Origin of the sequence: Xylanibacter ruminicola Ga6B6, assembly GCF_000687715.1 — a bacterium.
GTDB classification, from domain to species: Bacteria; Bacteroidota; Bacteroidia; order Bacteroidales; family Bacteroidaceae; genus Prevotella; species Prevotella ruminicola_B.
In genome coordinates this window covers 18,153-42,117 of sequence record NZ_JHXD01000025.1, presented here as the reverse complement: position 1 = coordinate 42,117, position 23,965 = coordinate 18,153, and the positions used below count along the sequence as shown (strand labels likewise).

21 protein-coding genes and 2 tRNA genes are annotated in these 23,965 nt (G+C 50.1%); 13 read left to right on the top strand and 10 right to left on the bottom strand.

Annotated elements, in window-relative coordinates; all coding sequences use genetic code 11:
- Window positions 1–373 precede the first annotated feature (373 nt).
- The 6 genes from T500_RS0112785 to spt all read right to left on the bottom strand — a co-directional run bounded on the left by T500_RS0112785 (window position 374) and on the right by spt (window position 7,282).
- Entirely contained in the window at window positions 374–1,846 is a 1,473-nt protein-coding gene (locus T500_RS0112785; protein WP_196243518.1) for a M16 family metallopeptidase, read from the bottom strand.
- A 201-nt stretch (window positions 1,847–2,047) separates the two neighbouring features.
- The gene (locus tag T500_RS16530) at window positions 2,048–2,551 is read right to left on the bottom strand and encodes a M48 family metallopeptidase (protein WP_051612066.1); all 504 of its coding nucleotides are present in this window, start codon (window positions 2,549–2,551) and stop codon (window positions 2,048–2,050) included.
- 46 nt (window positions 2,552–2,597) lie between these two features.
- Window positions 2,598–3,119, bottom strand: a complete 522-nt coding sequence (gene msrA, locus T500_RS0112775; protein WP_028908438.1) for a peptide-methionine (S)-S-oxide reductase MsrA — start codon at window positions 3,117–3,119, stop codon at window positions 2,598–2,600.
- A 70-nt stretch (window positions 3,120–3,189) separates the two neighbouring features.
- Entirely contained in the window at window positions 3,190–5,751 is a 2,562-nt protein-coding gene (locus T500_RS0112770; protein ID WP_028908437.1) for a family 16 glycoside hydrolase, read from the bottom strand.
- Between the two features lie 93 nt (window positions 5,752–5,844).
- Window positions 5,845–5,920 (bottom strand) — tRNA-Pro (locus T500_RS0112765).
- A gap of 174 nt (window positions 5,921–6,094) precedes the next feature.
- Window positions 6,095–7,282, bottom strand: coding sequence for a serine palmitoyltransferase (spt, locus tag T500_RS0112760; RefSeq protein ID WP_013065412.1), 1,188 nt, complete (start codon window positions 7,280–7,282; stop codon window positions 6,095–6,097).
- Window positions 7,283–7,445: 163 nt separating this feature from the next.
- Here spt and T500_RS0112755 point away from each other — a divergent pair, with 163 nt between their 5' ends.
- From T500_RS0112755 to T500_RS0112745, 3 genes are all read left to right on the top strand, one after another.
- Window positions 7,446–8,483, top strand: a complete 1,038-nt coding sequence (locus T500_RS0112755; protein ID WP_036909093.1) for a diacylglycerol/lipid kinase family protein — start codon at window positions 7,446–7,448, stop codon at window positions 8,481–8,483.
- Between the two features lie 26 nt (window positions 8,484–8,509).
- Window positions 8,510–8,698: a hypothetical protein gene (locus T500_RS15985; protein ID WP_036909091.1), complete on the top strand. Its 189-nt coding sequence runs from the start codon at window positions 8,510–8,512 to the stop codon at window positions 8,696–8,698.
- 79 nt (window positions 8,699–8,777) lie between these two features.
- Window positions 8,778–8,849: transfer RNA gene (locus T500_RS0112745), tRNA-Cys, on the top strand.
- A gap of 47 nt (window positions 8,850–8,896) precedes the next feature.
- Here T500_RS0112745 and T500_RS0112740 read toward each other — a convergent pair.
- From T500_RS0112740 to T500_RS0112725, 4 genes are read right to left on the bottom strand one after another with little or no spacing between them, the layout of a single operon-like run.
- Window positions 8,897–9,289, bottom strand: a complete 393-nt coding sequence (locus T500_RS0112740; RefSeq protein WP_028908435.1) for a YkvA family protein — start codon at window positions 9,287–9,289, stop codon at window positions 8,897–8,899.
- Between the two features lie 30 nt (window positions 9,290–9,319).
- Window positions 9,320–10,183, bottom strand: a complete 864-nt coding sequence (locus T500_RS0112735; protein ID WP_028908434.1) for an N-acetylmuramoyl-L-alanine amidase-like domain-containing protein — start codon at window positions 10,181–10,183, stop codon at window positions 9,320–9,322.
- Window positions 10,180–11,271 (bottom strand): DUF4421 domain-containing protein, encoded by a 1,092-nt coding sequence (locus T500_RS0112730; RefSeq protein ID WP_230580912.1) that lies wholly within the window; start codon window positions 11,269–11,271, stop codon window positions 10,180–10,182. The genes T500_RS0112735 and T500_RS0112730 overlap by 4 nt, the downstream gene beginning before the upstream one ends.
- A gap of 14 nt (window positions 11,272–11,285) precedes the next feature.
- Window positions 11,286–12,278: a Gfo/Idh/MocA family protein gene (locus tag T500_RS0112725; protein WP_028908432.1), complete on the bottom strand. Its 993-nt coding sequence runs from the start codon at window positions 12,276–12,278 to the stop codon at window positions 11,286–11,288.
- 99 nt (window positions 12,279–12,377) lie between these two features.
- On the opposite strand from T500_RS0112725, the gene T500_RS0112720 reads away from it, so the two are divergent.
- From T500_RS0112720 to T500_RS0112675, 10 genes are all read left to right on the top strand, one after another.
- The gene (locus T500_RS0112720) at window positions 12,378–12,992 is read left to right on the top strand and encodes a hypothetical protein (RefSeq protein WP_028908431.1); all 615 of its coding nucleotides are present in this window, start codon (window positions 12,378–12,380) and stop codon (window positions 12,990–12,992) included.
- Window positions 12,989–14,059 carry a bifunctional histidinol-phosphatase/imidazoleglycerol-phosphate dehydratase HisB gene (gene hisB / locus T500_RS0112715; protein ID WP_028908430.1) on the top strand — a complete coding sequence of 357 codons (1,071 nt, stop codon included), beginning with the start codon at window positions 12,989–12,991 and terminating at the stop codon, window positions 14,057–14,059. Before T500_RS0112720 ends, hisB begins: the two co-directional genes overlap by 4 nt.
- Window positions 14,060–14,129: 70 nt before the next feature.
- Window positions 14,130–15,743, top strand: coding sequence for an ABC-F family ATP-binding cassette domain-containing protein (locus tag T500_RS0112710; RefSeq protein ID WP_028908429.1), 1,614 nt, complete (start codon window positions 14,130–14,132; stop codon window positions 15,741–15,743).
- A 50-nt stretch (window positions 15,744–15,793) separates the two neighbouring features.
- Window positions 15,794–16,384 (top strand): nucleotide exchange factor GrpE, encoded by a 591-nt coding sequence (locus T500_RS0112705; RefSeq protein ID WP_028908428.1) that lies wholly within the window; start codon window positions 15,794–15,796, stop codon window positions 16,382–16,384.
- 6 nt (window positions 16,385–16,390) lie between these two features.
- Window positions 16,391–17,551, top strand: coding sequence for a molecular chaperone DnaJ (dnaJ, locus tag T500_RS0112700; RefSeq protein ID WP_028908427.1), 1,161 nt, complete (start codon window positions 16,391–16,393; stop codon window positions 17,549–17,551).
- A 21-nt stretch (window positions 17,552–17,572) separates the two neighbouring features.
- Window positions 17,573–18,886: a bifunctional folylpolyglutamate synthase/dihydrofolate synthase gene (locus T500_RS0112695; protein ID WP_028908426.1), complete on the top strand. Its 1,314-nt coding sequence runs from the start codon at window positions 17,573–17,575 to the stop codon at window positions 18,884–18,886.
- Window positions 18,887–18,993: 107 nt separating this feature from the next.
- Window positions 18,994–20,085 (top strand): aldose epimerase family protein, encoded by a 1,092-nt coding sequence (locus T500_RS0112690; RefSeq protein ID WP_013065033.1) that lies wholly within the window; start codon window positions 18,994–18,996, stop codon window positions 20,083–20,085.
- A gap of 36 nt (window positions 20,086–20,121) precedes the next feature.
- On the top strand, window positions 20,122–21,399 hold the full coding sequence (locus T500_RS0112685) for an MFS transporter (RefSeq protein WP_028908425.1): 1,278 nt from the start codon (window positions 20,122–20,124) through the stop codon (window positions 21,397–21,399).
- A 26-nt stretch (window positions 21,400–21,425) separates the two neighbouring features.
- Entirely contained in the window at window positions 21,426–22,589 is a 1,164-nt protein-coding gene (gene galK / locus T500_RS0112680) for a galactokinase (protein WP_013064299.1), read from the top strand.
- A 182-nt stretch (window positions 22,590–22,771) separates the two neighbouring features.
- Window positions 22,772–23,950 (top strand): aldose epimerase family protein, encoded by a 1,179-nt coding sequence (locus T500_RS0112675; protein ID WP_028908424.1) that lies wholly within the window; start codon window positions 22,772–22,774, stop codon window positions 23,948–23,950.
- Window positions 23,951–23,965: the final 15 nt, after the last annotated feature.

The window sequence follows — 23,965 nt, the reverse complement described above, 5'->3', positions numbered from 1 at the left end:
ATATATTATATATATAGTAAAATAGTTAATTACATATTTTGAGGTGCTCATGAGAAAACTGTGCTCTGTGCTCTGTGCTCATATCAATATACTTATCGATTTTAACAATTCATTAACAATTAATATTTCAATATATGACGAAATTTTCGTACCTTTGCATAGTCAAGACAAAGATAGAGATGATGCTCCCGCGCGAGGAAAAAGATTCTCCCACGTGCACTAAGAAAATCTCCCACACGTGGCCGCAAAATCAACATCGGAATTGAGACAAACCGCCAACAAAACAACACTAACAAAATTATTAACAATACAAAAAAAACAAAGGTGCACCCAATAACAGACACACCCTTGTTTTAGTTAGGAAAAACCGTGCTTACTTTCCTGTTAAGAAAGCTTCGAGCTTGGCTTTGATGGCGGCATCGGGATAGCCATTAGGAGTGACGCACACAACGCGCAGATCGGCATTGCTGAACAGCTCATTACAGCAGTTGCGGATATCCTGGTCGGTAACCTCGTGCTTGAAATACTGGTAAGGCATAGTCTCCTTGAGCAGTGGTTTGCCATACACGAAATTGTTCTTAATACAGGTATGAGTGTCGAGCACCGTATAGCTACGAACATGGGCTAACTCCTGCTGCTGAAGCTGCTTTCGCTTTTGGAGGGGCAACTGGGTGATATGGGCCTGCACGCCGTTACGCATGACATCAGTGAGATTATGGATAACCTCATCAGCAAAATCACCAAACTGCTGCTGGTCGGCATTAGGCTCTAAGCCCTTTACGACAGTCAAGGTGAATACTGGGCGGTTGAAAAGCCTGTGGTTATCATCGAACGCCGACACCACATGGGCATTAAAAGCTGTGCCTATCACCTCGCCAAGACGGTTGTAAGCGGCTGCCTTGCGAAGATCGTCGAGACTCTTTGTATCGGATGGCGACACACGAGGCTTCAGGAAACAGAACTGAATAATACATGCTGGCACATCCTGCTGGATCATCAGCACCAACTGGTTGCTAAGCTGGTTGGGGGTTGGCTGGGGAGCGGGCATGCTGGGGCGGCTGCCGAACTGCTGCTTGATGATATCAACGATGTTGGCGGGCGCCTTGCCAAACACATACAGGCACTGATTCTGCGGCACATACCAGCGCTGGTAATACGACTGGAGCTGCTGGAGGGTTATACTGCGGATACTGGCAATCTGCTTGCTAACGAGCTCGTCGAGGGTGCATCCATCTACGAAAGCGGCCTTGAAGTAGTTGGCCTCGGACAGGGCAAGATTGTAACGGCTGTTAGTAATCTCGTTGATGGCCAGCTGCTTCTGGCGCTCCAACTCGGCAGCCGAGAAACGGGCATTGCCTGCAATCTGGGCCAGCAATCCCATACACGACGCCGCGTAGGCGCGATCGTTCTTTAAACGGAACAGATTATACTCTGTGCATCTGTTCTCGATTTCGGAACAGTAGGCAGCCACATTGGGCACAAGGCCATCAACGGCACGGAACTGGGGGAGCAGCTGCAGTTGCAGTTCGTCGAGCTTATCCTTCAGCACACCAGCAGTACCGGCAGTGAGGTTCTCGGAGCAAAGCATCCGTCGTAATAAGAGCGCGATGCCCGGGTTATCACCCTCGTCGTCGGTGCCTGATTTCTGGATGAGTCGCATCTCGAGTTGGTTACCAGGAACACCGTTGTCGCACAAATAATAGCGGAAACCATTGGCAAGTACACCTTGCTTGATGTTGGAAGAGTTGGTTACGACGAAATCGTTGTACTTAACACTTCCCGTCTGTGCCGATGCTTGCACGGTAAGCGCACAAGCCATCGCAAAAAGTAGAATTCTTGTTTTCATCATTGTTGTTTATTATAGATAATAATCAGTTTTATAAGTTTTTTTGACGGTACAAAGGTATGGCAATCCGGCTATTAACACAAGGCATATAGCAGTTGTATCATGAATTAACCCTCATGATAATACGGCTTAAAATTCACAAATAGATGATTACCAACCATTTACAGATACAGTCAGCAGACTGCTGTATCTATGCATGTATTATGATTGTATCAGGCGGGTGTGTTTGCGGGCGGCGCGCCAATTGGGGAAATACTGATCCATGAGGGCGTGGAAACGGGCGTTGTGGGTGGGCTCTAACAAATGGCAGAGCTCGTGGGCCACTACATGCTCGATACACCACTCGGGCAGCAGCAGGGTGTAGATTGAGAAACAGATGGCATGGGTCTTGATGTTGCACATGCCCCAACGGGATATCATGGCCTTGTAGGTGATGGCGGATGGGGTGACACCCATCTGACGGGCATAGCGCTCGACCATGGGCTGGACAATGGCATCAAGACGGGCGATGGCCTCGGCACGCTCCTTGCGGGTTTTAAGCGGCAGCTGACCATAGAAGGCAGCACGCTGCTGCTGACGGGCCAGGGTGCGCTTACGGGCCTGCTCAATCCAGTTGAGATGCTCGGCAACGAACTTCTCGACGGTCGTCCTGGGCAGTCCGACAGGTGCAGAAACATGCACATCGCCATTTTTGGCGATGCGCATGGATAATCGGCTTGTAAACCTATATGTAAGCTTTACTTGCATACAATTACTGCTGCTTGCTCTTGTCCTTGGCCTGCTTGGCAAACTTAAAGAGCTCGAGGGGCAGGTGGCAGTAGCCATCGGGATTCTTATCCAGGTAGTCCTGATGATACTCCTCGGCCGAATAGAACTTCTGCAAAGGCAGCTTTTCTACTGCCAAAGGCTCTGCGTACTGGGCCTGCTGCTGGGCATAAACCTTCTCGATAACAGGCAGATCGTTGGCATCCTGATAGTAGATGCCCGTACGATAGCGGGTGCCCTCGTCGTGGCCCTGCTTGTTCAAGCTGGTAGGATCGATGGCATTGAAGAACATCTGCAACAGGAACTCGAGACCAACTACCGCATCGTTGTACTTGATACGAACGGTTTCGGCGTGGCCTGTGGTATCGGTATAAACCTCCTTATAGGTTGGGTTCTCGGTGTGGCCGTTGGCAAAGCCCACTTCGGTCTCGATCACACCTTCTATCTGCTTAAAGAAGTGCTCTGTACCCCAGAAGCAACCTCCAGCCAGGTAAATCTCTTTTTCCATAATTTATCATGCTTTTGTTAAATCCGGGTGCAAAGATACGACTTATTTCTGAGAAACCAACAAAAGTTACCTACTTATTTTTGGCAATGACGAGTACACCAGCCGACAAAGCGGGTACGGCGAGCACTACATCGGTGCCATCGACCTGCGCCTGGGCCTGCTTGAGGGCTACAGCGTGCTTGTTCTGCATGCTGTTGGCTACGGTAAGCGAGCCTGGGGCGTAATACTCGAACTGTGCACGCTCTACCCCAGCCCAATCGCCCTTGATACGCAGCGTGGCAGGTGTTTCGGTAGGATTAACCACCTTGACGATGACATCGGCGCCATTCTCGGAGAGCGTGGTGCTGACACTTACATCGCCTGTTTCGCCGCTATAGGCCAAGCGGTACTTTGAGAAGTGGTTGTACCAGAGCTCGGTAACCTGACAGTTGGGGGCCTTGAACAGGTCCTTATAGTCGAAATTGATAAAGGCATTGTTCCAGTCGGGGGCATCGGTACGGCGGATAAACAGGGCTGCAGCACCCATGGCCACTACATCGCGGGCCTCGCACATATTCAAGAAGCCGCCTGCAAACAAACCTGTACGCCAGTCGATACTATTCAGGTTCCACTCGGAGATAAAGAGCTTGATGTTGGGGTTAGGACCATCGGCAATCATCCTGGCGTAGTTATCGTACTGCTGACCAAGGCGAACGGGACCGCTGGCATAGCCGCCCTGCTGCTCGTAATGGTGCAGACTGAGGTAATCGAAATACTGGCCGCTACGCTGGATGAACTGCTCGTCCTCGCGGAAGCCGCCACAGGCGATAATCTTGATGCTGGGATCGACCTTACGCATGGCGGTGCTGAAATCGCGCACGCACTGCTCGTAGCGCTCGATACCCATCTCCCACATCTCGTTATCAATCTCCCAGTACTTCACGTTGTAAGGCTCGGGATGACCGTTGGCAGCACGCTTGGCACCCCACTCATCGGTAGCGGGGGCATTGCAGTAACGCAACCAGTTAACGGCATCCTGCAGTATCTGATTGTACTCGCTGGCGGGGCGCTCGAACTTAACGCTTACCACAATCACTGGCTCGGAGTTAACCTCGCGACAGAAACGGATAAACTCGTCGGTACCAAAGCAGTTCTGATCGTAATCCATCCACATCCAGTGGTCCCAACGCTGACGGTTCTCCTGCGGACCGATACCCCACTGCCAGTCGTACTGGGCCACATAACCGCCACCAGGCCAGCGCAGACAGGTGGGATGCAGCTCCTTAACGGCCTGCAGGATGTCGGGACGGAATCCACCCAGGTTGATACCGGTCTGGGTGGTCATGGTGGCCATATCAACCTGTACGCTACCATTGTTAACCACGATGGCGAAATCGCCGTCGCAGCTGGTTTCGGGCTCTAAGGTAAAGGCATACTTCTGCCAGCTTTTACCTACCTTACCAAGCGATTGGCGGGCCACAAAGCGGCCATTGGTATCGCGCAGGCCCACCATGAGCTCGCCCTTACCCTTGGCATAGATAGAGCCTACGTATTTCTCGCCCTTGACGATGTTCTGCGGACCCTGGAAGATACCGGCCTGGCCTTTGGTGGCGGTAATAAGCTGCGAATAGCGCATGTTGATGGCATCGTCCTTCACCAAGCGGTACTGACCACCATCGCCAAAGGCGGTCCACTGCTGGGCTACGGCAGGTGTCTGTACATCGCCAGGGGTGCCCTGGAACAGCACCTTGCCATCGGCAGCGGTGAGCTGGATGTTACGATAGGTGGCCTCGGTATAGTTTACCCAGAAGGTTACAAAGTTCTTGCCTTGCAAGCGACCAGAGGTCGAGCGTCTATCGGCTACCTCTAAGCCATCGTAGGTGAGCACCTGCACATCGTCCCAGAACACGGTAACACGGCTGCCACGACTCTCGACACGCAGCTTGTGCCACTGCTGACTCTCGTTAACCTGCTCCTTAGTGGCAGGGGCCGACACCAATGGTACGAGCGTGTTGATGCGACGGGTACGACCGCCCCAGCCTGGCACCTCGCGTTCTTCCATGCGGCAGATAGAGAAATCGGCTGTAGCGGCCTGCTGCTGGAGGGCGGCACGGGCTTCGGCCTCTTTGGCCGCCTGGATCTGTGCCTGCGTCTGAGCGGGAGTGAACATACGGCTCTCGTAATAAGGATCGTGTATGCGCAGATAATATGGTGTGCCATCGGCCTTGTTGCGGAAGGCAAAACGGATATCCATCAGGCCGCCACTCCAACTGCGACGGGCCAGCTTATAGGCGCGCCAGTTGACATCCATTGTGAGATTGAAATCGCAGGTGCCGATGCTGTCGATCCTGAGGGGCTGCTCGTAGCGGGTTGGTGAGTGCAGCACCTGATCGTCGTCGATAAACCAACCATCAAAGTAGCCATCGCGCGGATGGATGCCAGGATACTGCTCGGGTTCGAACGAGCGCTCCTGTATCAGCTCCTGCCACACACCATTGTTGGCACTAAAGTAGATGTGCTCAAAAAGCTGTCCGTAAAGCATCTCATCGATGATGCCCGACGGCTTTTTGCTCTGAACGGTAATCTGGTACTCACTCTGGGCACTGACAGTTAATCCAACAGCCATGAATGTCAGCAATAGGGTTTTCTTCATTTTACTCTTTATTTATAGTTATTCAAAATTTAGCCGGTAAATACAAAAAAAACCGCCAACTATAAATAGCTAGCGGTTAAAACCATTTTGTTTTGGTCGAGGTGACAGGACTCGAACCTGCGACAGCCTGGTCCCAAACCAGGAACGCTACCAACTGCGCTACACCTCGTTTTTGTTTTGCGGGTGCAAAGGTACGAAGAAAATTTGGAATACAAAAATATCAAAGCCAAAAAGTGGCATTTATTTACGTATTTTAACAAATAAGCCATTTTCATCCCCCAAAACACAAAAAAGCCTCCCAATTTGGGAGGCTAATTATCGAATTTCAATTTTCAATTATCAATTATTTGATAATGCCCTGCTCTACGAAAATCTTCTTCAGAGCAACTACAGAACGGTCGACCTGTTCCTTAGTGTGAGTTGCCATCAGCGCGTAGCGCACCAGTGTATCCTGAGGTGCACATGCAGGAGGTATTACGGGGTTGATAAACACACCAGCCTTGAATGCCAGAGCGGTTACCAGGAATGTCTTATTAACATCGCGCACGTAAAGAGGAATAATAGGACTCTCGGTCTCACCGATCTCGAACCCTTCCTCGCGGAAACGCTTCAGGGCATAGTTGGTAACATCCCACAGAGCCTGGATGCGCTCGGGTTCCTGCTGGATGATGTGCAGAGCCTCGAGAGCTGCAGCTGTAGCAGCAGGTGTGTTAGATGCCGAGAAGATATAAGTGCGGCAAGTGTGACGCAGATAGTTGATGGTATCCCAATCAGAAGCGATGAAACCACCGATAGAAGCCAGACTCTTAGAGAATGTACCCATGATCAGGTCAACCTCGTCGGTAAGTCCGAAGTGGTCGCAAACACCGCGTCCCTGCTTACCGAATACGCCGATACCATGAGCCTCATCAACCATGATAGAGCAGTTGTACTTGTGCTTGAGCTCAACGATAGCAGGCAGGTTAGCCAGGTCGCCCTCCATAGAGAACACGCCATCAACCACAATCAGCTTAACAGCCTCCTGAGGCAGCTTCTGCAGCACGCGCTCCAAGTCGGCCATATCGTTGTGCTTGTAGTGCAACTGACGGGCAAAAGCCAAACGACGGCCATCAACGATAGATGCGTGGTCGCGATCATCGCAGATAACGTAATCGTCCTTACCCAGCAGAGCAGGGATAACACCCTGGTTTACTGAGAAACCTGTTGACAGGCACAGACAATCGTCCTTACCAATAAACTTTGAGATTTCCTTTTCGAGCTTAACATGCAGATCGAGTGTACCATTAAGGAATCGACTTCCGGCACAACCAGAGCCGTACTTGTCGAGTGCTGCCTTGGCTGCATCAATAATACGCTGGTCGCCAGTCAAGCCTGTATAGGCATTAGAGCCGAACATCAGCACCTTGTGGCCACCCATCTCAACTTCCGTTCCCTGCTTTCCTTCAATCTCGCGGAAATAGGGATATACGTCAGCCTCCATAAACTTCTGTGGCTCACGATAATGCTTGAATCTTTCTTGTAACTGTCCCATTCCGATATAGGTATAGTCTATTATTTTCTAAATTTCAGGGTGCAAAGATACACATTTTTCGGCAAAACGTGCAAGTTTTTACTAAGAAATAGTTAGTTTTTGCTATTTTTCTTGTCTTTAGGGCCTATTTTTCGCCCAAATTTCGTAAATTTGCACCATAATTATGACGAAAAAGAGAAAGATTACATTTATTTTGAACCCTAAATCGGGAACCACTTCGAAGGCCGAGGTTCCCGCGCTGATAGGACAGATTATCGACAAGGATCTGTTCGACACCGAAATATGCTTTACTGAATACCGAGGACACGCTGCTGAGATAGCAAAACGTAAGGCCGAAGAAGGCGTTGACGTAGTAGTTGCCGTGGGTGGCGACGGCACCGTAAACGAGGTGGCACGATCGCTGGTACACACCAATACTGCCCTGGGCATCGTACCCTGCGGCAGCGGCAACGGACTGGCCCGCCACCTGTGTGTGCCCATGGACATCAAGAAAGCCATCGGCATGATTAACAGTTGTAAGATTGATTCGTTTGATTATGGCGTGATTAACGGTATGCCCTTCTTCTGCACATGCGGCATGGGTTTCGACGCCTTTATATCGCTGAAGTTTGCCGAGGCTGGCAAGCGCGGTCCCATCACCTACGTGGAAACCGTGCTGAAGGAGGGACTGAAGTACAAGCCCGAGACCTACGAGGTGAGCGACGATACCGGAGCACGCAAGTACAAGGCATATCTGATAGCATGCGCCAACGCCTCGCAGTATGGCAATAACGCCTACATTGCTCCAGGCGCCACCATGAAGGATGGCGAGATGGACGTGATTATCATGGAGCCATTTACAGCACTCGACGCACCACAGATTGCCGCCGACCTGTTTATGAAAACCATGCATAACAACTCGAAAATAAAAACTTTCCGCACCAAAACACTGCATATCACCCGTAAGCAGGCAGGTGCCATACACTACGATGGCGACCCGATTATGACGGATGCCGAGATTGATGTGCATATTGAGCCACAGGGTATCAAGATTCTGATTAACCCTGAGGCCGAAGAGGATGCCGGACAGCCCAACGCAGTGCTGAATGCCTTTAGCGACTTCTTTAATAATATAAATAATGTACGCGAGGACATTGAGCGACAAGGGCACCGAATCCAGGTGATCAATAAAGTTTTGTTGAGGAAGCTCACAAAACTTTAGTAATTGACAATTGATAATTGACAATTATGCAGCAGATTGCGGTTTATTTCATCTTAGCTTGTGCGATTGGTTATGCCGCGTGGTGGGTTTACCAGCGACTGCAAAACACCAACGATCCGTGCGAAGGTTGCGACGGATGCCAGCTAAAAGAGCTGAAAGAACACGTAAAACAGTGCAAGAAACAGAAAAAAAGCGGTTGCTGCGCGAAAAAGTAGCTAAAAAATTTGGTAGTCTCGGAAAAACTCACTACCTTTGCACCCGCATTTGAGAAAATGTCAGTCATTCTTTTTACCTGGTGCCTTGGATGAGTGGCTTAGTCAACGGTCTGCAAAACCGTCTACGGCGGTTCGAATCCGCCAGGCACCTCTGAAAAATCCTCAGCAAACGCTGAGGATTTTTTGTTGTCCTGATGTTTAATCTTCAGGTGCGAGAATATCACCAATCTCTGCGATCTCTTCCTCGTCGAACCAGCGACTAAGCTTGCTCTTAGCCTGCTCTACGATCTCGGGATCGATACCTGTCCACACCTTCTTCAGCACGTACAGCAGCACGGCCAAGTCGTCGGTAAGTCCGGCAATGGGGATGGCATCGGGAATCACATCGAGCGGACTGATCATGTAACCCAGAGCACCAATGATGATAGCCTTATCGGCCTTGCTCACCTTGTCGCTCTGCAGGGTGTAATAAAGTATCAGTGCCGCATAAACCAGTTTGGCACCAGCGCGCTTAGCAATACGCGCAATCTTCTCGGCAAATTCGGTCTGCGAAAACTTGTTCGCATAACTCATAAAATCGGGTAATTCCATCTTTTACTCTCCTTTGGTTAAGTTACTATTTTATTTTGTTATTCTGATAATTCTGATTCCAGTATGCGAGGGATGCTTCTTAAGATACTGATAGAGCGTCATGGGCTCTAACACTACCTTGTGATGCAGCTGCGAGGCATTCAGCAGATGCAGTCCGTCGGCACGCCATACGGCAAAGCCTAAGTGGGCGATATCAAGTCCGGTCTTATTGCAGGTAATGGCAATAATATCGCCATCCTTGATAGCCTTATGCAGCAGCTGACTCTTTCCCACCAGCTTTTTGGGGATAAAGCGGTACTTGGCACCCGACACCTGACGCTCTTGCTTGGCAATAACGCTTACATACTCGGGATGCTCCTTCAGGGCCTGATAGCTCTTGGGATGGGTACTCATATAGCTCACCTTGACGGTTTGTACAGCAGTAAAGGGGGGATTTGGGGTCTGTACCTCGTTTACTACCCCAGCCTTGGTATTATCGGTAATCCACTCGGTAAAGTAATGCAACCTGCTGGGATAGCCATCAATCACCCCACCACGATAGCGCAAGCCCACCAACGCCTGCTGATAGGCCAGCCACGAGTAATCCTTGCGCTGGGCACAGAGGGTAAGGGCTGTAACTGTCTCGACCAGCGTGGTGCAATCCAGCTGACGGGTATTGACTACCAAGCGCTCCTGTTTATCGCCTTCGAGGGTATGCGCCACATAGGGGATGCCCACGAACTTCTGTGCAAAAAACAGCGGCAGACAGGTTGATGCAGGCTGCTGCTCAGCCTCGGCAAGCAAACGGCAGATAGTGGCGCTATCCTGAGGCAGCGCCTTTACACTGCCCCAACCTGCGGCATACGATGAGAGGCAGGCGGTAATACCTATGATGATATATAAGATACGTTTCATGCTTTACGATATTTCTTTTTCAACAAAAAATTATAGCCGATATAGGCATTGAACGAGCCAAAGATATTATTGGCCGTGAATCGCGACGTACGGTAGTTGTTGGTGCGCAGGATAGCACTCCAACCGGCATACCAACGGGTATTATTGTAAACCATTCCAAAGCGGCCGATACCATCCATGTTCACCTTATCAAAGCTAAAGCCCTTCTTCTCGTCGGCTATTTCGCCATAGCTCGACTTATAGCAGAGGGCCAGCTGGGCACTGGCACAGAACAGCCAGTTCTTAGCAAACACCCAGTTATAGGCGTAGCCACCAGATATCATAAAATCGCTGTACTTGATGTCCTTGAACATCAAGCCTGAATCCAGTTTCAGTTCCTGACTACGGTCCATGCGCGACTTGAGTGTGGTCTGCAGTTTATCGTAGTCCATATCGAGCGTGTTCCTGGTAAAGCCGATACCCGCCATCCATGAGCCACAGCTAATCTTCTGACAGGTACTCTGACTGAAAGCAGCCGGATAAGAAAAGCGTCCGTGATTAAAGATGTAATAGGCGCTGGCACCTGTGATACCCACATTCACACCATCGAAAGGCATACCCTCGAACAAGTCGCCATTCATGCCGTAGCCCAAGCGCACATCGCGGATCTTGTAATCGTTGCCCGTACGGCGATAGAAGATGTCGATACCCACCTGCGACGAGTAGATACTGAGATCGAACTCCTTACGCAAGCCACTCTGACTAAAGCCGATATTCTTGATATCGAACGTGTAGCCCAGGAAGAACCAACGCCAGCCAAAGTAAGGACCGATTTTGGTAAGTCCATCGGGCGCCAGCTTGATCTGCTGCCCGTTGCTACTCAAAATAAAACTCTCGTAAGTGCGGGTAATCTGTCCCATCACCGTAAACTCGTAGTGCTGGGGCTCGATATATTCATCGTTCAGACGGTCGAACTCGCGTACGGTTCGGCGAATCAGACCCAACTCCTCCTTGGTGCCGACGGTATCAACAGACAGCGTGTCGGGCTCAGCAGCCAAAGCGCTCAGCCCCACCATCATCCATAACAACACCATCAGTCCCTTCTTCATATCACAAAAAACAATCAGAATTTGCCCAGAATACGATCCATCACCCAGTTAACAGGCGTGGCCGACATACTGGTACACTCGCAAACACCAAGGCCCTGCAAGTGCTCAATCATATTCTTAATAAGCGGATATTGCACGTAAGGCGGATTGGGCACCGTTATGCGCTCTTCGCCCTGATTGGTTTGCAAACGGATGGGGGTATAATCGAACACCGAGAAGCTTACCTGACCCTCGGTTCCGATAATCTCGATACAATCCTCACGCGCCGACTCGTGGGCCACATAACACCACGAACCACTTCCCGGCAAACCATTCTCGAACTGGAAACAAGCACTCACCGAATCCTCGGCCTTGTACAGTCCGCCACGATTACTACAGATACCTCGCGCCTCGAGAATCACACCAAACATATCCTGCAACAGGTCGAGCTGGTGGGGCGCCATATCGTAGAAATAACCACCACCCGCAATGTCGGGCTGCAAGCGCCAAGGCAACGGCTCGTGGTTGGCAATCGCATCCAAATCGGCCTGACGAGGGGGTTCGGTATAGCGTATCTGTACGTTGATAATCTTTCCTATTCTACCACTTTCAATAATTTCCTTAACTTTCTGGAAATAAGGTAGATATCTGCGATAATAAGCTACAAAACAGGGAACTCCGGTCTGCTCGCTGATGCGGTTGATACGGGCACAATCCTCGTAACTGGCTGCCAGCGGTTTCTCCACATAAACAGGTTTGCCAGCCTTCATGGCCATGATGGCATAAGTGGCATGACTGGAGGGCGGCGTGGCCACATAAATGGCATTCACATCAGGATCGTCGATCATTTCCTGCGCATCAGTGTACCATTTGGCGATACCATGCTGAACAGCATAAGTACGTGCATGCTTCTCGGTGCGACTCATCACAGCCACCACACTCGAGCCTTCAACCTCGCTGAAAGCGGGACCGCTCTTCTTCTCGGTCACTTCGCCGCAGCCTATAAAACCCCATCTTAATAACTTCATTATTAAAAAATTTGCTGCAAAGATAAAAAAAATCCGTGTAATCCGTGCAATCCGTGCCTAAAAATTACTATCTTTGCACGCGAAAAAATGATATTTGCAATGGATACAGAGAAAAAAGAGATAGAAATGAAGGTGCGTAGCAGTCAGGCGTGCATTCGCGAGGGCTACCAGTTGTACAGTGCTAACTTCCGAAAGATATTCCGTGCCACCTGGTGGCTGGCTATCGGCTTTGCACTCCTCACGGCTGTGGCTCAGGCTTTGCCTGTACTGATATCACCCACCCTACTCTTACCCGCTTCGATACTGGCTATAGTAGCCGTAGGCGTATGGCTGGCAGCAGCCAAATGGCGCCTGAAGAAACTGCAGATGCTACCCCCTGTAACACTGCGCTACGGCTCGTGGCTAATACACTCAGGCAAACTGCTGTTAGTAAGCATTGTATGTCTGGTGATCGTAGCCGCTCTGGCACTACTGACCACCCTGCCTGCAGTGATACTGATTACTGCCAACTGGCAGTCGCAGGTAGGCATGCTTTACGGCGATCCTTCAGGTATGCCCGAGAACGTAAAATGGCTGAGCATTGCGGTATTCGCGATAGCTGGCTTTATTCAGGCTTACGTATGGCTTACGATGGTGCTGCCCATGTACCTGGTTAAGATTTCGATGTACAAGCAGGACAAAGAGAAAGAAGAATTCAACAAAAAAACAATATGAAAAAGATTTTATTTATCGACCGCGACGGCACGCTGATTGAGGAGCCCGCCGATGAGCAGATAGACAGCTTTGAGAAGCTGAAGTTTGTAAAAGGAATGATACGCAACCTGGCCTTTATCCGCGAGAAACTGGACTTTGAGTTTGTGATGGTTAGTAATCAGGATGGCTTAGGAACAGACAGTTTTCCAGAAGACACATTCTGGCCAGTACATAACTTTATTCTGCAAACACTTGATGGCGAAGGCATTACCTTCGACGAGATACTGATCGACCCTCACTTCCCCAAAGACAATGCGCCAACCCGTAAGCCAAATACCGGATTGGTAGAAAAATATATTAACAATCCCGACTACGATATCGCTAACTCGTACGTGATTGGCGATCGCGAGACCGACCGTCAGTTTGCCCAGAACATCGGCTGCAAATCGCTGATTCTGAGCGACGAGGGCATCACGTGGGCCAAAATTGCCGAACTGCTGTTTGCCGGTGAGCGTACAGCCGAGGTGAAGCGCACCACAAAAGAGACCGACATCTGGGTAAAAGTAAACCTTGACGGATCGGGTAAGTGCGACATCAGCACGGGTCTGGGATTCTTCGACCACATGCTGGAGCAGATTGGTAAGCATGGTATGATAGACCTGACCATCCACACCAAAGGTGACCTGGAGGTTGACGAACACCACACCATCGAGGATACCGCCATTGCCTTAGGCGAGTGTATCCTGCAGGCACTGGGCGATAAGCGTGGTATTGAGCGCTATGGCTACTGTCTGCCAATGGACGATTGTCTGTGCTCAGCCTGTCTGGATTTCGGCGGTCGCCCCTGGCTGGTTTGGGATGCCGAGTTCCATCGCGAAAAAATCGGCGAAATGCCTACAGAAATGTTCCTGCACTTCTTCAAGAGTCTGAGCGACGCATCGAAGATGAACCTGAACATCAAGGCCGAAGGACAGAACGAACACCACAAGATTGAAGGCATATTCAAAGCCCTGGCAAGAGCACTGAAAATGGCTGTGAGACGCGACATTTATCACTACGAACTCCCTTCAACGAAGGGAATGTTGTAGAAAATTTGGTAATTTCAGATTTTTTTCGTACCTTTGCAGCCCAAATAACATAAAGGTTTAAGAAGTTAAGATGATTACAGTTACAAATCTGGCAGTCCAGTTTGGAAAGAAGGTTCTCTACAAGGATGTGAACCTGAAGTTTACAAGTGGTAACATTTACGGTATTATCGGCGCAAACGGCGCTGGTAAGTCAACCCTTCTGCGTGCCATCAGCGGCGAGCTCGAGGCCAACAAGGGTACCATTGAGATGCAGCCAGGCGAGCGCCTGAGCGTGCTGGAGCAGGACCACTTCAAGTATGATGAGTTTTCAGTGATGAACACTGTGCTGATGGGACATCAGCCACTTTGGGAAAACATGAAAGAGCGTGAGGCTCTGTATGCAAAACCCGAAATGAGCGAGGAAGACGGTGTACGTGCCGCCGACCTTGAAATGGCTTTTGCCGAGATGAACGGCTGGGAGGCCGAAAGCGAGGCTGCACAGCTGCTGCAGAACCTGGGCGTTGCCGAGAGTCAGCACTACAAGCAGATGAGTGAGATCTCGAACAACGAGAAGGTACGCGTAATGCTGGCTAAGGCCCTGTTCGGACATCCCGACAACCTGTTGCTCGACGAGCCTACCAACGACCTCGACCTGGATACCGTTCAGTGGTTGGAGGAATACCTGAGTAACCTGGAGCAGTGCGTGCTGGTTGTATCGCACGACCGTCACTTCCTGGATGCCGTTTCTACACAGACCGTAGATATCGACTTTGGTAAGGTAACCCTGTTCTCGGGTAACTACTCGTTCTGGTACGAGAGTTCGCAGCTGGCTCTGCGTCAGGCTCAGAACCAGAAGATGAAGGCTGAGGAGAAGAAGAAGCAGCTGGAGGAGTTTATTCGTCGATTCAGCGCCAACGTAGCAAAATCAAAGCAGACCACATCGCGTAAGAAGATGCTGGAGAAGCTGAATGTAGAAGAGATTACACCATCAACACGTAAATACCCAGGTATCATCTTCCAGATGGAGCGTGAGCCTGGAACACAGATTCTGGAGGTAGAAGGACTGAAGGCTGTTGACAGCGACGGTACCGTACTGTTCGACAACGTGAACTTCACCATCGAGAAGGGACAGAAAACCGTATTCCTCTCGCACAATCCAAAGGCTATGACCGCCTTGTTCGAGATTATCAACGGTAACCGTCAGGCCGATGCAGGTACCTACAAGTGGGGTGTTACCATCACTACCGCCTATCTGCCACTCGATAACACCGAGTTCTTCCAGAGCGAGATGAATCTGGTTGACTGGCTGAGCCAGTGGGGACCAGGTAACGAGGTTACCATGAAGTCGTTCCTGGGTCGTATGCTGTTTAAGGAAGAGGACGTACTGAAGCATGTAAACGTGCTTTCGGGAGGTGAGAAGATGCGTTGTATGATTGCTCGTATGCAGCTGAAGAATGCCAACTGTCTGATCCTGGATACACCTACCAACCACTTGGATCTGGAAAGTATTCAGGCCTTCAACAACAACCTGATCAACTTTAAGGGTAACATTCTGTTTGCATCGCACGACCATGAGTTCATCAACACTGTGGCCGACCGCATTATCGAGCTCACTCCAAAGGGCACCATCGATAAGCTGACAACTTACGACGAATACATCTACGACGAGACCATCAAGGCTCAGAAGGAGAAGATGTACGTGTAATTGGCACGCATTTTGCTATGCAGTAAGCAGAAACTTTAAACAACGCTATTATGACAGAAAAAGATATCAACATCGAAAGCGAGGAGAACCTGAACGAGGCTCCCGTTGAAGACACTGACAAAGAGACAGCAGAGGCAACCAAGAACCAGGAGGCTGCTGCCGACGAGACTGCAAAGGAAGAAGAGGAAGTTGATCCTCTGACAAAAGCACAGCAGGAGATTGAGGAGCTGAAGACACAGCTGCTCTACAAAGCTGCCGAATTTGAGAATTACCGCAAGCGCACCCTGAAAGAGCGTGCCGAGCTGATTCTGAACGGTGGCGAGAAGGTCATCTCAGCCATTCTGCCTGTACTCGATGATATGGAGCGTGCCATTGCCAATGGCGCCAAGACTGACGACCCACAGGTACTGCGCGAGGGTGTGGAACTGATTTACAACAAGTTCGTAAAAACCCTCGAAGGTCAGGGCGTTAGCAAGATTGAAACCAAGGATGCCGACTTTGACACCGACCTGCACGAGGCCGTAGCAATGGTTCCTGGTATGGGCGACGACAAGAAAGGCAAGGTTATCGACTGCCTGCAGGAGGGATACAAACTGAACGACAAAGTAATCCGCCACGCCAAAGTGGCAGTTGGACAATAATACAATATGGCACAAAAAAGAGACTACTACGAGGTGCTGGGCGTAGAAAAAAGCGCCACAGAAGACGAAATTAAGAAAGCGTATCGTAAGATAGCCATTAAGTACCACCCCGACCGTAATCCTGGCGACAAGGAAGCCGAAGAGAAATTTAAGGAGGCGGCCGAGGCATACAATGTACTGCACGATCCAAAGACACGTCAGCAGTACGACCAGTTCGGATTCGACGGACCAAGCATGGGCGGCGGATTCGGCGGTTTCAGTGGCTTCGAGACCAATATGAACATGGACGATATCTTCTCGATGTTCGGCGATATCTTCGGCGGTCACGGCTTTGGTGGCTTTGGCGGTGGACAGCGTCGTCCACAGCAGCATCGCGGCAGCGACCTGCGTCTGAAGGTGAAGCTTACACTCGAGGAGATCAATACTGGTGTTACCAAGAAGTTCAAGGTTCGCAAGGACATTCCTTGTCCACATTGTAGCGGTACTGGTGCCGAGGCTGGCAGCATGAAGGAGCAGTGCCCCACCTGTCACGGTCAGGGTTACATCACCCACACCACCCAGAGCATCTTCGGAATGATGCAGCAGCAGAGCGTATGCCCTACCTGCGGTGGCGAAGGTCAGGTGATCAAGAACAAGTGTAAGCACTGCGGCGGTACTGGCGTTGAGAAAGGCGAAGAGGTGGTTGAGATCAACATCCCCGCTGGCGTTGCCGAGGGTATGGTTGTAAACGTGCCAGGCAAGGGTAATGCCGGCAAGCACAACGGTACATCGGGCGACATCCAGGTGTTTATCGCCGAGGAGCCACACGAGACATTTATCCGTGATGGTAACGACTTGATTTACAACCTGTTGCTCGACTTCCCAACAGCAGCACTTGGAGGCGAAATTGAGATTCCTACCATCGAGGGAACCAAGCTCAAGGTAAAGCTCGAGAATGGTACCCAGCCAGGTAAGACCTTGCGTTTGCGCGGTAAGGGTCTGCCCGTGGTTCAAGGCTATGGTAGCGGTCGTGGCGACCTGGTGGTTAACATCAGCGTTTACGTGCCTAAGACCTTGAGCAAGGAGGAGAAGCAGGCCATTGAGCAGTTCAAGGGCAGCGACAACTTCAAGGGCGACAAGCAGACACGCGACTCGATCTTCCAGAAATTCAAGAATTACTTTAATTAATATATAATAAGGTATAAAGCTATGACTTATCAGGAAACGTGTGAATACCTTTACAGCCAGTTACCCATGTTCGAGCGTCAGGGAGCAGGCGGGTATAAGGAAGGACTGGAAAACAGTCATGCACTCGACAAGCATTTCGGACATCCACATCAAAAGTATGTTACTATTCATGTGGCTGGTACTAACGGAAAGGGGTCGTGTGCTCACACGCTTTCTGCTATTTTACAGATGTGCGGCTATCGTGTAGGTTTGTACACATCGCCACATCTGGTTGACTTCAGCGAGCGCATCCGCGTAAACGGTCAGCCCATCAGCGAGGAGTATGTCATTGACTTTGTGGAGAAGGAGAAGAGTTTCTTCGAACCCATCAAGCCCTCGTTCTTCGAGCTTACCACCGCACTGGCCTTTAAGTATTTTGCCGAGATGAAGGTGGATATCGCCGTGATCGAGGTTGGATTGGGCGGTCGATTAGACTGTACCAACATCATCACCCCTGCCCTATCCGTCATTACCAATATCGGTATGGACCACACGCAGTTCCTGGGTAATTCGCTCGAGCAGATTGCTATGGAGAAAGCTGGAATTATTAAGAAGGATGTGCCCGTAGTTATTGGCGAGACCACACCCGAGACACGTATGGTGTTCGAGGCTGTTGCCGTTGAGAACCACGCCCCCATCGTATTTGCCGAGGATCACAACCAGATTATTTCAGCATCGAACAGTGCAGCAGGCTTTGAGTACAACACCAAGGACTTTGGCATCATCAAAGGCGAGCTGGGTGGCAGCTATCAGGAAAAGAACACCAATACCATCCTGTGTGCCGTACAGCAGCTGGAGGCTCTGGGTTATATGCACGCCTACCCATGCGAGGCTAACAAGCCCAGCATGAACCGTGAGGTGCGTCAGGGATTCCTGCATGTCTGCAACCTGACAGGCTTGAAGGGACGCTGGCAGAAGATCAGCGAGGCCCCACTCACCATCTGCGATACCGGTCATAATGTGCCAGGTTGGACTTATCTGAGCGAGCAGCTCAAGTCGGTAAAGTGCAATCATATGCACATTGTATTCGGCATGGTCGACGACAAAGACATACAGGGCGTACTGGCACTGCTGCCCAAGAATGCTACCTATTATTTTACAAAAGCGAACAATAAACGTGCCGTTTCGGAGAACGTTCTGAAGCTTTATGCCCAGACCATGGAGCTGATGGGCGAGGCCTATCCCGATGTAAAATCGGCTTACGAAGCAGCCAAGGCAGCAGCCGATAACAACGACTTTGTGTTCGTTGGAGGTAGCAGTTATGTGGTAGCAGACCTGCTAAAGAACTGTATTTAGATTTTTTTAAGACTGCAAAAACTTTTTTTTCGCTGAAACGTTCGTTAGTTTGATTTTTTTTCTGTTACTTTGCAGAAAATTAATTTTTAACTAATAAACATATTCATATGGCGAACACTACAGAGACAGTGAATCTGTGCGGCTTGAAGCGTGAGAACTTCCAGGCCACAATCAACGGTAAAAAAACCGACTTGTATATTCTTAGAAACCGTAAAGGATTCGAAGTTGCCATCTCAAACTATGGCGGTGCCATTTGTGCTATTATGGTTCCCGGCAAGGATGGTAAAGTAGCTAACGTTATCCAGGGTCACGACAGTATCGAGCAGCTGACCAGCGGAAACGAGCCTTATCTGTCGACTCTGATCGGCCGTTGGGGTAACCGTATCTGCAAAGGCCAGTTCATTCTGAACGGCAAGGAGTACCAGCTGGCTCTTAACGATGGACCTAACCACCTGCACGGCGGTTCAGTAGGTTTCAACGCTAAGGTTTGGGATGCCCGCCAGATGGGTCCTCGCTCTTTGGCTCTGCACCGTATTTCTTCTTATGGTGAGGAAGGTTTCACAGGCGAGCTGGATGTAACAGTAGAATTTACCTTTACCGACAACAACGAACTGGTAATCGAGTACCTGGCTACTACTAACAAGAAGACTATCGTTAATCTGACACACCACGCCTTCTTCTCACTGGCTGGTACTGCCGATCCTACACCAAGCATCGACGATCAGATTTGCGAAATCAATGCCGACTTCTATCTGCCTACCGATGCTACTGCTATCCCAACAGGTGAGATCCTGAAGGTTGAGGGAACTCCATTCGACTTCCGCAAGCCAAAGGCATTCGGACAGGACATCAACGCCGATCACGAGCAGATTAAGTTCGGACACGGTTTCGACCACAACTACGTACTGAACAAGCAGGAAGAGGGCGAGCTCTCATTCGCTGCCAAGGTTACCGATCCTAAGAGCGGCCGTACTATGGAGGTTTACACCACCGAGCCAGGCCTGCAGCTTTACACAGGTAACTTCCTGAGCGGCTATAAGGGCGCTAATGGTTGCACCTTCCCACATCGTTCAGCTGTCTGCTTCGAGGCACAGCACTTCCCCGATTCACCTAACCGTCCATACTTCCCAAGTGTGGTTCTGAATCCAGGACAGCGTTACAAGCAGAAGACCGTATACCGCTTTGGAGTGGTAGAGTAGAAATTATCCAACATTTAAAATAAATAGACGACAAATATGACTGAAACAAACAAGAATGGCAAGGTGATTGCCATTGTCACTATGTGCTTCATCTTCGCGATGATCAGCTTTGTAACTAACATGGGCGCTCCCTTTGGCAACATCTGGGGTTTCGAGTATCCTTTTGCCAAAGCTTGGGGTAACCTGATGAACTTTGCGGCTTACCTGTTTATGGGAATACCTGCAGGTAAAATGCTTACGAAATACGGATACAAAAAAACAGCCCTGATCGCTCTGATCGTGGGTATCGTTGGTTTGTGTTTCCAGTATCTCTCAAGCCTTGTAGGCGCAGGTACTTACGTATTTACATACGATAGCATTCCTGTAGCCCTCAACTTGGTAATCTACCTGCTTGGTGCATTCATCTGCGGTTTCTGCGTATGTATGCTGAACACCGTAGTTAACCCTATGCTGAACCTTCTTGGAGGTGGCGGTAACAAGGGTAACCAGCTCATTCAGGTGGGAGGTACTCTGAACTCACTCACCGGTACACTCACCCCGCTGTTGGCAGGTATCCTGGTAGGTACTGTAACAGCCGAGACCAGCATGGGCGACGTTGCTCCACTGCTGTTTATCGGTATTGCCGTATTCGCCATTTCGTTCGTTATCATCAGCCGTGTTAGCATTCCAGAGCCCACACTCGGAAAGGTATCTCCTAAGTACGAGCGCAGTCCATTGGCATTCCGCCACTGCGTGCTGGGTGTTATCGCTATCTTCTTCTATGTAGGTATCGAAATTGGAATTCCTATGGAGCTGAACTTCTACGTAACCGATCTTGGTTTCGAAGGTGCAGCCGCCATCGGTGGTACACTGGCTGCTGCCTACTGGTTACTCATGATGATTGGTCGTGCTTGCTCGAGTGCTATCTCAGGTAAGGTTTCTACCAAGCTGCAGCTGTCAACAGTTAGCGCTGTTGCTATCCTGCTGCTCGTAGTAGCTATCTTTATGCCTGAGAGCGTAACCATCTCGTTCAGCGGACACGACGTACCTGCTAAGGCATTCCTGATTCCTGCTTGCGGTCTCTGCACCTCTATCATGTGGGGTGGTATCTTCAACCTCTCTGTTGAGGGACTGGGCAAGTACACTGAGGCTGCCTCTGGTATCTTCATGACAATGGTTGTTGGTGGTGGTGTGATGCCTCTCCTTCAGGAGGCTATCGCCAAGTCAGCCGGTCCAATCTTCAGCTACTGGCTCGTCATCGCTATGTTGGCCTATATTCTGTTCTACGCCCTCGTAGGTTGCAAGAACGTGAATCAGGACATCAAAGTCGATTAATATTAACCCTTTAAATTTTAAAGCTTATGGACATTGAATTTGTAAGAAGCCGCTTCATCAAGCACTTTGATGGAAAGACTGGTAACGTATATGCATCTCCCGGACGTATTAACCTGATTGGTGAGCACACCGACTACAATGGTGGTTTCGTGTTCCCAGGTGCTGTCGACAAAGGTATTGTAGCCGAAATGCGTGCTAATGGTACCGACGACACTGTGATGGCATACGCTATCGACCTGAAGGACCGCGTTGACTTCAAGCTCTCTGACCCTGCAGGTCCTAAGGCCTCTTGGGCTCGTTACATCTATGGTATCGCTCTGGAGATGAAGAAGCTGGGTGTTCCCGTTAAGGGCTTCAATATCGCTTTTGCCGGCGACGTTCCCCTTGGTGCTGGTATGTCATCATCAGCCGCTATGGAGAGCTGCTTTGCCTGTGGTTTGAACGATATCTTCGGCGACAACAAGGTTTCGCAGTGGGATATGGTACTGGCAGGTCAGGCTACCGAGCACAACTACTGCGGTGTTAACTGCGGTATCATGGACCAGTTTGCCTCAGTATTCGGTAAAGCAGGTTGCCTGATGCGCCTCGACTGCCGCAGCCGCGAGTTTGAGTACTTCCCATTCAAGCCCGATGGCTACCGTCTGGTACTGCTCGACTCAGTAGTTAAGCACCAGCTGGCAGGTTCGCCTTACAATGATCGCCGCAACAGCTGCGAGAACGTAGTAAAGCACATTCAGGCTAAGCACCCAGAGGGTAAGTTCGAGACCCTGCGCGACTGCACATGGGAGCAGCTGGATGAGGTTCGTGCCGAGGTAGGCGAAGAGGACTACAAGCGCGCTAAGTTCGTTCTCGGTGAGAAGGACCGCGTACTGGCAGTCTGCGACGCACTGAACGAGGGCGACTACGAGAAGGTTGGTGAGCTGATGTATCAGACTCACGCTGGTCTGTCGAAGGATTACGAAGTATCATGCGAGGAGCTCGACTTCTTGAACGATATCGCCAAGGAGAACGGTGTAACAGGTTCACGTATCATGGGTGGCGGCTTTGGTGGCTGCACCATCAACCTGGTTCGCAACGACCTCTACAAGAAGTTCATCGACGATGCTAAGGCAAAATTCAACGCAAAGTACGGACACGAGCCAAAGGTTTACGATGTAGTCATCGGCGACGGTTCACGCAGAATTTGCTAACTCCGAACCAACAAAAAACACATTTTTGTGTTTATAAAGGTTAAATATTGGGGGTAAGGTGTGTTTTTTACACCTTACTCCTTATTTTTTTTGCATTTTTGTTTGTCAGTTCAAATTATAATTGTAATTTTACACCCAAATTAGCATTAACAATAACGTAATAATTAAAAACAAGTAAAACAATGAAAGCATTGAAAGCAACATTGATGGGAGTTGGTGCAGCCGCACTGATGCTCTCATGTGCAGGTAGCCAGCAGGCTCCACAGCTCACGGTATCGGGGCTTAACCCAGCCAAGTTCGACACTACTATTCAGGCAAAGCCAGTAAAGCTTTACACACTGAAGAACGAGAATGGTATGGAGGTATGCATCACTAACTATGGTGCCCGTATCGTATCGTTGGTAGTTCCCGACAAGGATGGTAAGCCAACCGACGTAGTTCTGGGATTCGACAACATCGCCCAGTATGCCGATACCATCAACACCCCATCTGATTACGGCTCAAGCGTAGGCCGTTATGCTAACCGCATCAAGAACGGACAGTTCCTGCTGAAGGGCGACACCGTTAAGCTGCGCACCAACGATGGACCTAACTCATTGCACGGCGGTGGCAACACAGGTTGGATGCACAAGGTTTATGATGCCGAGCAGATTGGCGACTCAATCCTGAAGCTTACCATCGTAGCTGCTGATGGCGAAAACGGATTCCCCGGCAAGGTAATGGCTGTTACCACCTACAAACTCACAGCCGACAATGTGCTGGATATGACTTGGGAGGCTGAGACCGACAAGCCAACTATCATTAACCAGACCAACCACAACTACTACAACCTGAGCGGCGACTTTACACAGCCCGCTTACGACATGGTATTGTATGTTAACGCTGATAACTTTACACCCAGCGACAAGCTCTATATCCCCACAGGCGAGATCAAGTCGGTTGAGGGCACTCCAATGGATTTCCGTCAGCCACACGCTCTGGGCGACAGCATCAACTCGCAGTTCGACCAGATTCAGAACGCTACTGGTTACGACCACAACTACTGCCTGAACACCTTTAAGAACGGTAAGGGCGACGACACTCAGGTATGCGCCAGCCTCTACAGCGCCAAGACAGGTATCCTGATGGAGATGTTTACCAACGAGCCAGGTGTACAGGTTTACAGTGGTAACTTCCAGGGTGTAGGTACCGATAAGGACATCGCCCGCAAGCATGGTATCACCTATCCTAAGCACGTGAGTGTTTGCTTGGAGAGCCAGAAGTATCCCGACTCACCAAACCATCCTGAGTGGGTACAGCCAACCTTGAACCCAGGCGAGAAGTACTACAGCCACGCTGCTTACAAGTTCTCGATCAAATAACACGGAATTTCTAAT

What these genes read in the sequence shown, in the direction of transcription:
- T500_RS0112785 (WP_196243518.1), bottom strand. Translation starts at nt 1,846, where the DNA reads ATGAAAACAAGAATTCTACTTTTTGCGATGGCTTGTGCGCTTACCGTG.
- T500_RS16530 (WP_051612066.1), bottom strand. Translation starts at nt 2,551, where the DNA reads ATGCGCATCGCCAAAAATGGCGATGTGCATGTTTCTGCACCTGTCGGA.
- msrA (WP_028908438.1), bottom strand. Translation starts at nt 3,119, where the DNA reads ATGGAAAAAGAGATTTACCTGGCTGGAGGTTGCTTCTGGGGTACAGAG.
- T500_RS0112770 (WP_028908437.1), bottom strand. Translation starts at nt 5,751, where the DNA reads ATGAAGAAAACCCTATTGCTGACATTCATGGCTGTTGGATTAACTGTC.
- spt (WP_013065412.1), bottom strand. Translation starts at nt 7,282, where the DNA reads ATGGGACAGTTACAAGAAAGATTCAAGCATTATCGTGAGCCACAGAAG.
- T500_RS0112755 (WP_036909093.1), top strand. Translation starts at nt 7,446, where the DNA reads ATGACGAAAAAGAGAAAGATTACATTTATTTTGAACCCTAAATCGGGA.
- T500_RS15985 (WP_036909091.1), top strand. Translation starts at nt 8,510, where the DNA reads ATGCAGCAGATTGCGGTTTATTTCATCTTAGCTTGTGCGATTGGTTAT.
- T500_RS0112740 (WP_028908435.1), bottom strand. Translation starts at nt 9,289, where the DNA reads ATGGAATTACCCGATTTTATGAGTTATGCGAACAAGTTTTCGCAGACC.
- T500_RS0112735 (WP_028908434.1), bottom strand. Translation starts at nt 10,183, where the DNA reads ATGAAACGTATCTTATATATCATCATAGGTATTACCGCCTGCCTCTCA.
- T500_RS0112730 (WP_230580912.1), bottom strand. Translation starts at nt 11,271, where the DNA reads ATGAAGAAGGGACTGATGGTGTTGTTATGGATGATGGTGGGGCTGAGC.
- T500_RS0112725 (WP_028908432.1), bottom strand. Translation starts at nt 12,278, where the DNA reads ATGAAGTTATTAAGATGGGGTTTTATAGGCTGCGGCGAAGTGACCGAG.
- T500_RS0112720 (WP_028908431.1), top strand. Translation starts at nt 12,378, where the DNA reads ATGGATACAGAGAAAAAAGAGATAGAAATGAAGGTGCGTAGCAGTCAG.
- hisB (WP_028908430.1), top strand. Translation starts at nt 12,989, where the DNA reads ATGAAAAAGATTTTATTTATCGACCGCGACGGCACGCTGATTGAGGAG.
- T500_RS0112710 (WP_028908429.1), top strand. Translation starts at nt 14,130, where the DNA reads ATGATTACAGTTACAAATCTGGCAGTCCAGTTTGGAAAGAAGGTTCTC.
- T500_RS0112705 (WP_028908428.1), top strand. Translation starts at nt 15,794, where the DNA reads ATGACAGAAAAAGATATCAACATCGAAAGCGAGGAGAACCTGAACGAG.
- dnaJ (WP_028908427.1), top strand. Translation starts at nt 16,391, where the DNA reads ATGGCACAAAAAAGAGACTACTACGAGGTGCTGGGCGTAGAAAAAAGC.
- T500_RS0112695 (WP_028908426.1), top strand. Translation starts at nt 17,573, where the DNA reads ATGACTTATCAGGAAACGTGTGAATACCTTTACAGCCAGTTACCCATG.
- T500_RS0112690 (WP_013065033.1), top strand. Translation starts at nt 18,994, where the DNA reads ATGGCGAACACTACAGAGACAGTGAATCTGTGCGGCTTGAAGCGTGAG.
- T500_RS0112685 (WP_028908425.1), top strand. Translation starts at nt 20,122, where the DNA reads ATGACTGAAACAAACAAGAATGGCAAGGTGATTGCCATTGTCACTATG.
- galK (WP_013064299.1), top strand. Translation starts at nt 21,426, where the DNA reads ATGGACATTGAATTTGTAAGAAGCCGCTTCATCAAGCACTTTGATGGA.
- T500_RS0112675 (WP_028908424.1), top strand. Translation starts at nt 22,772, where the DNA reads ATGAAAGCATTGAAAGCAACATTGATGGGAGTTGGTGCAGCCGCACTG.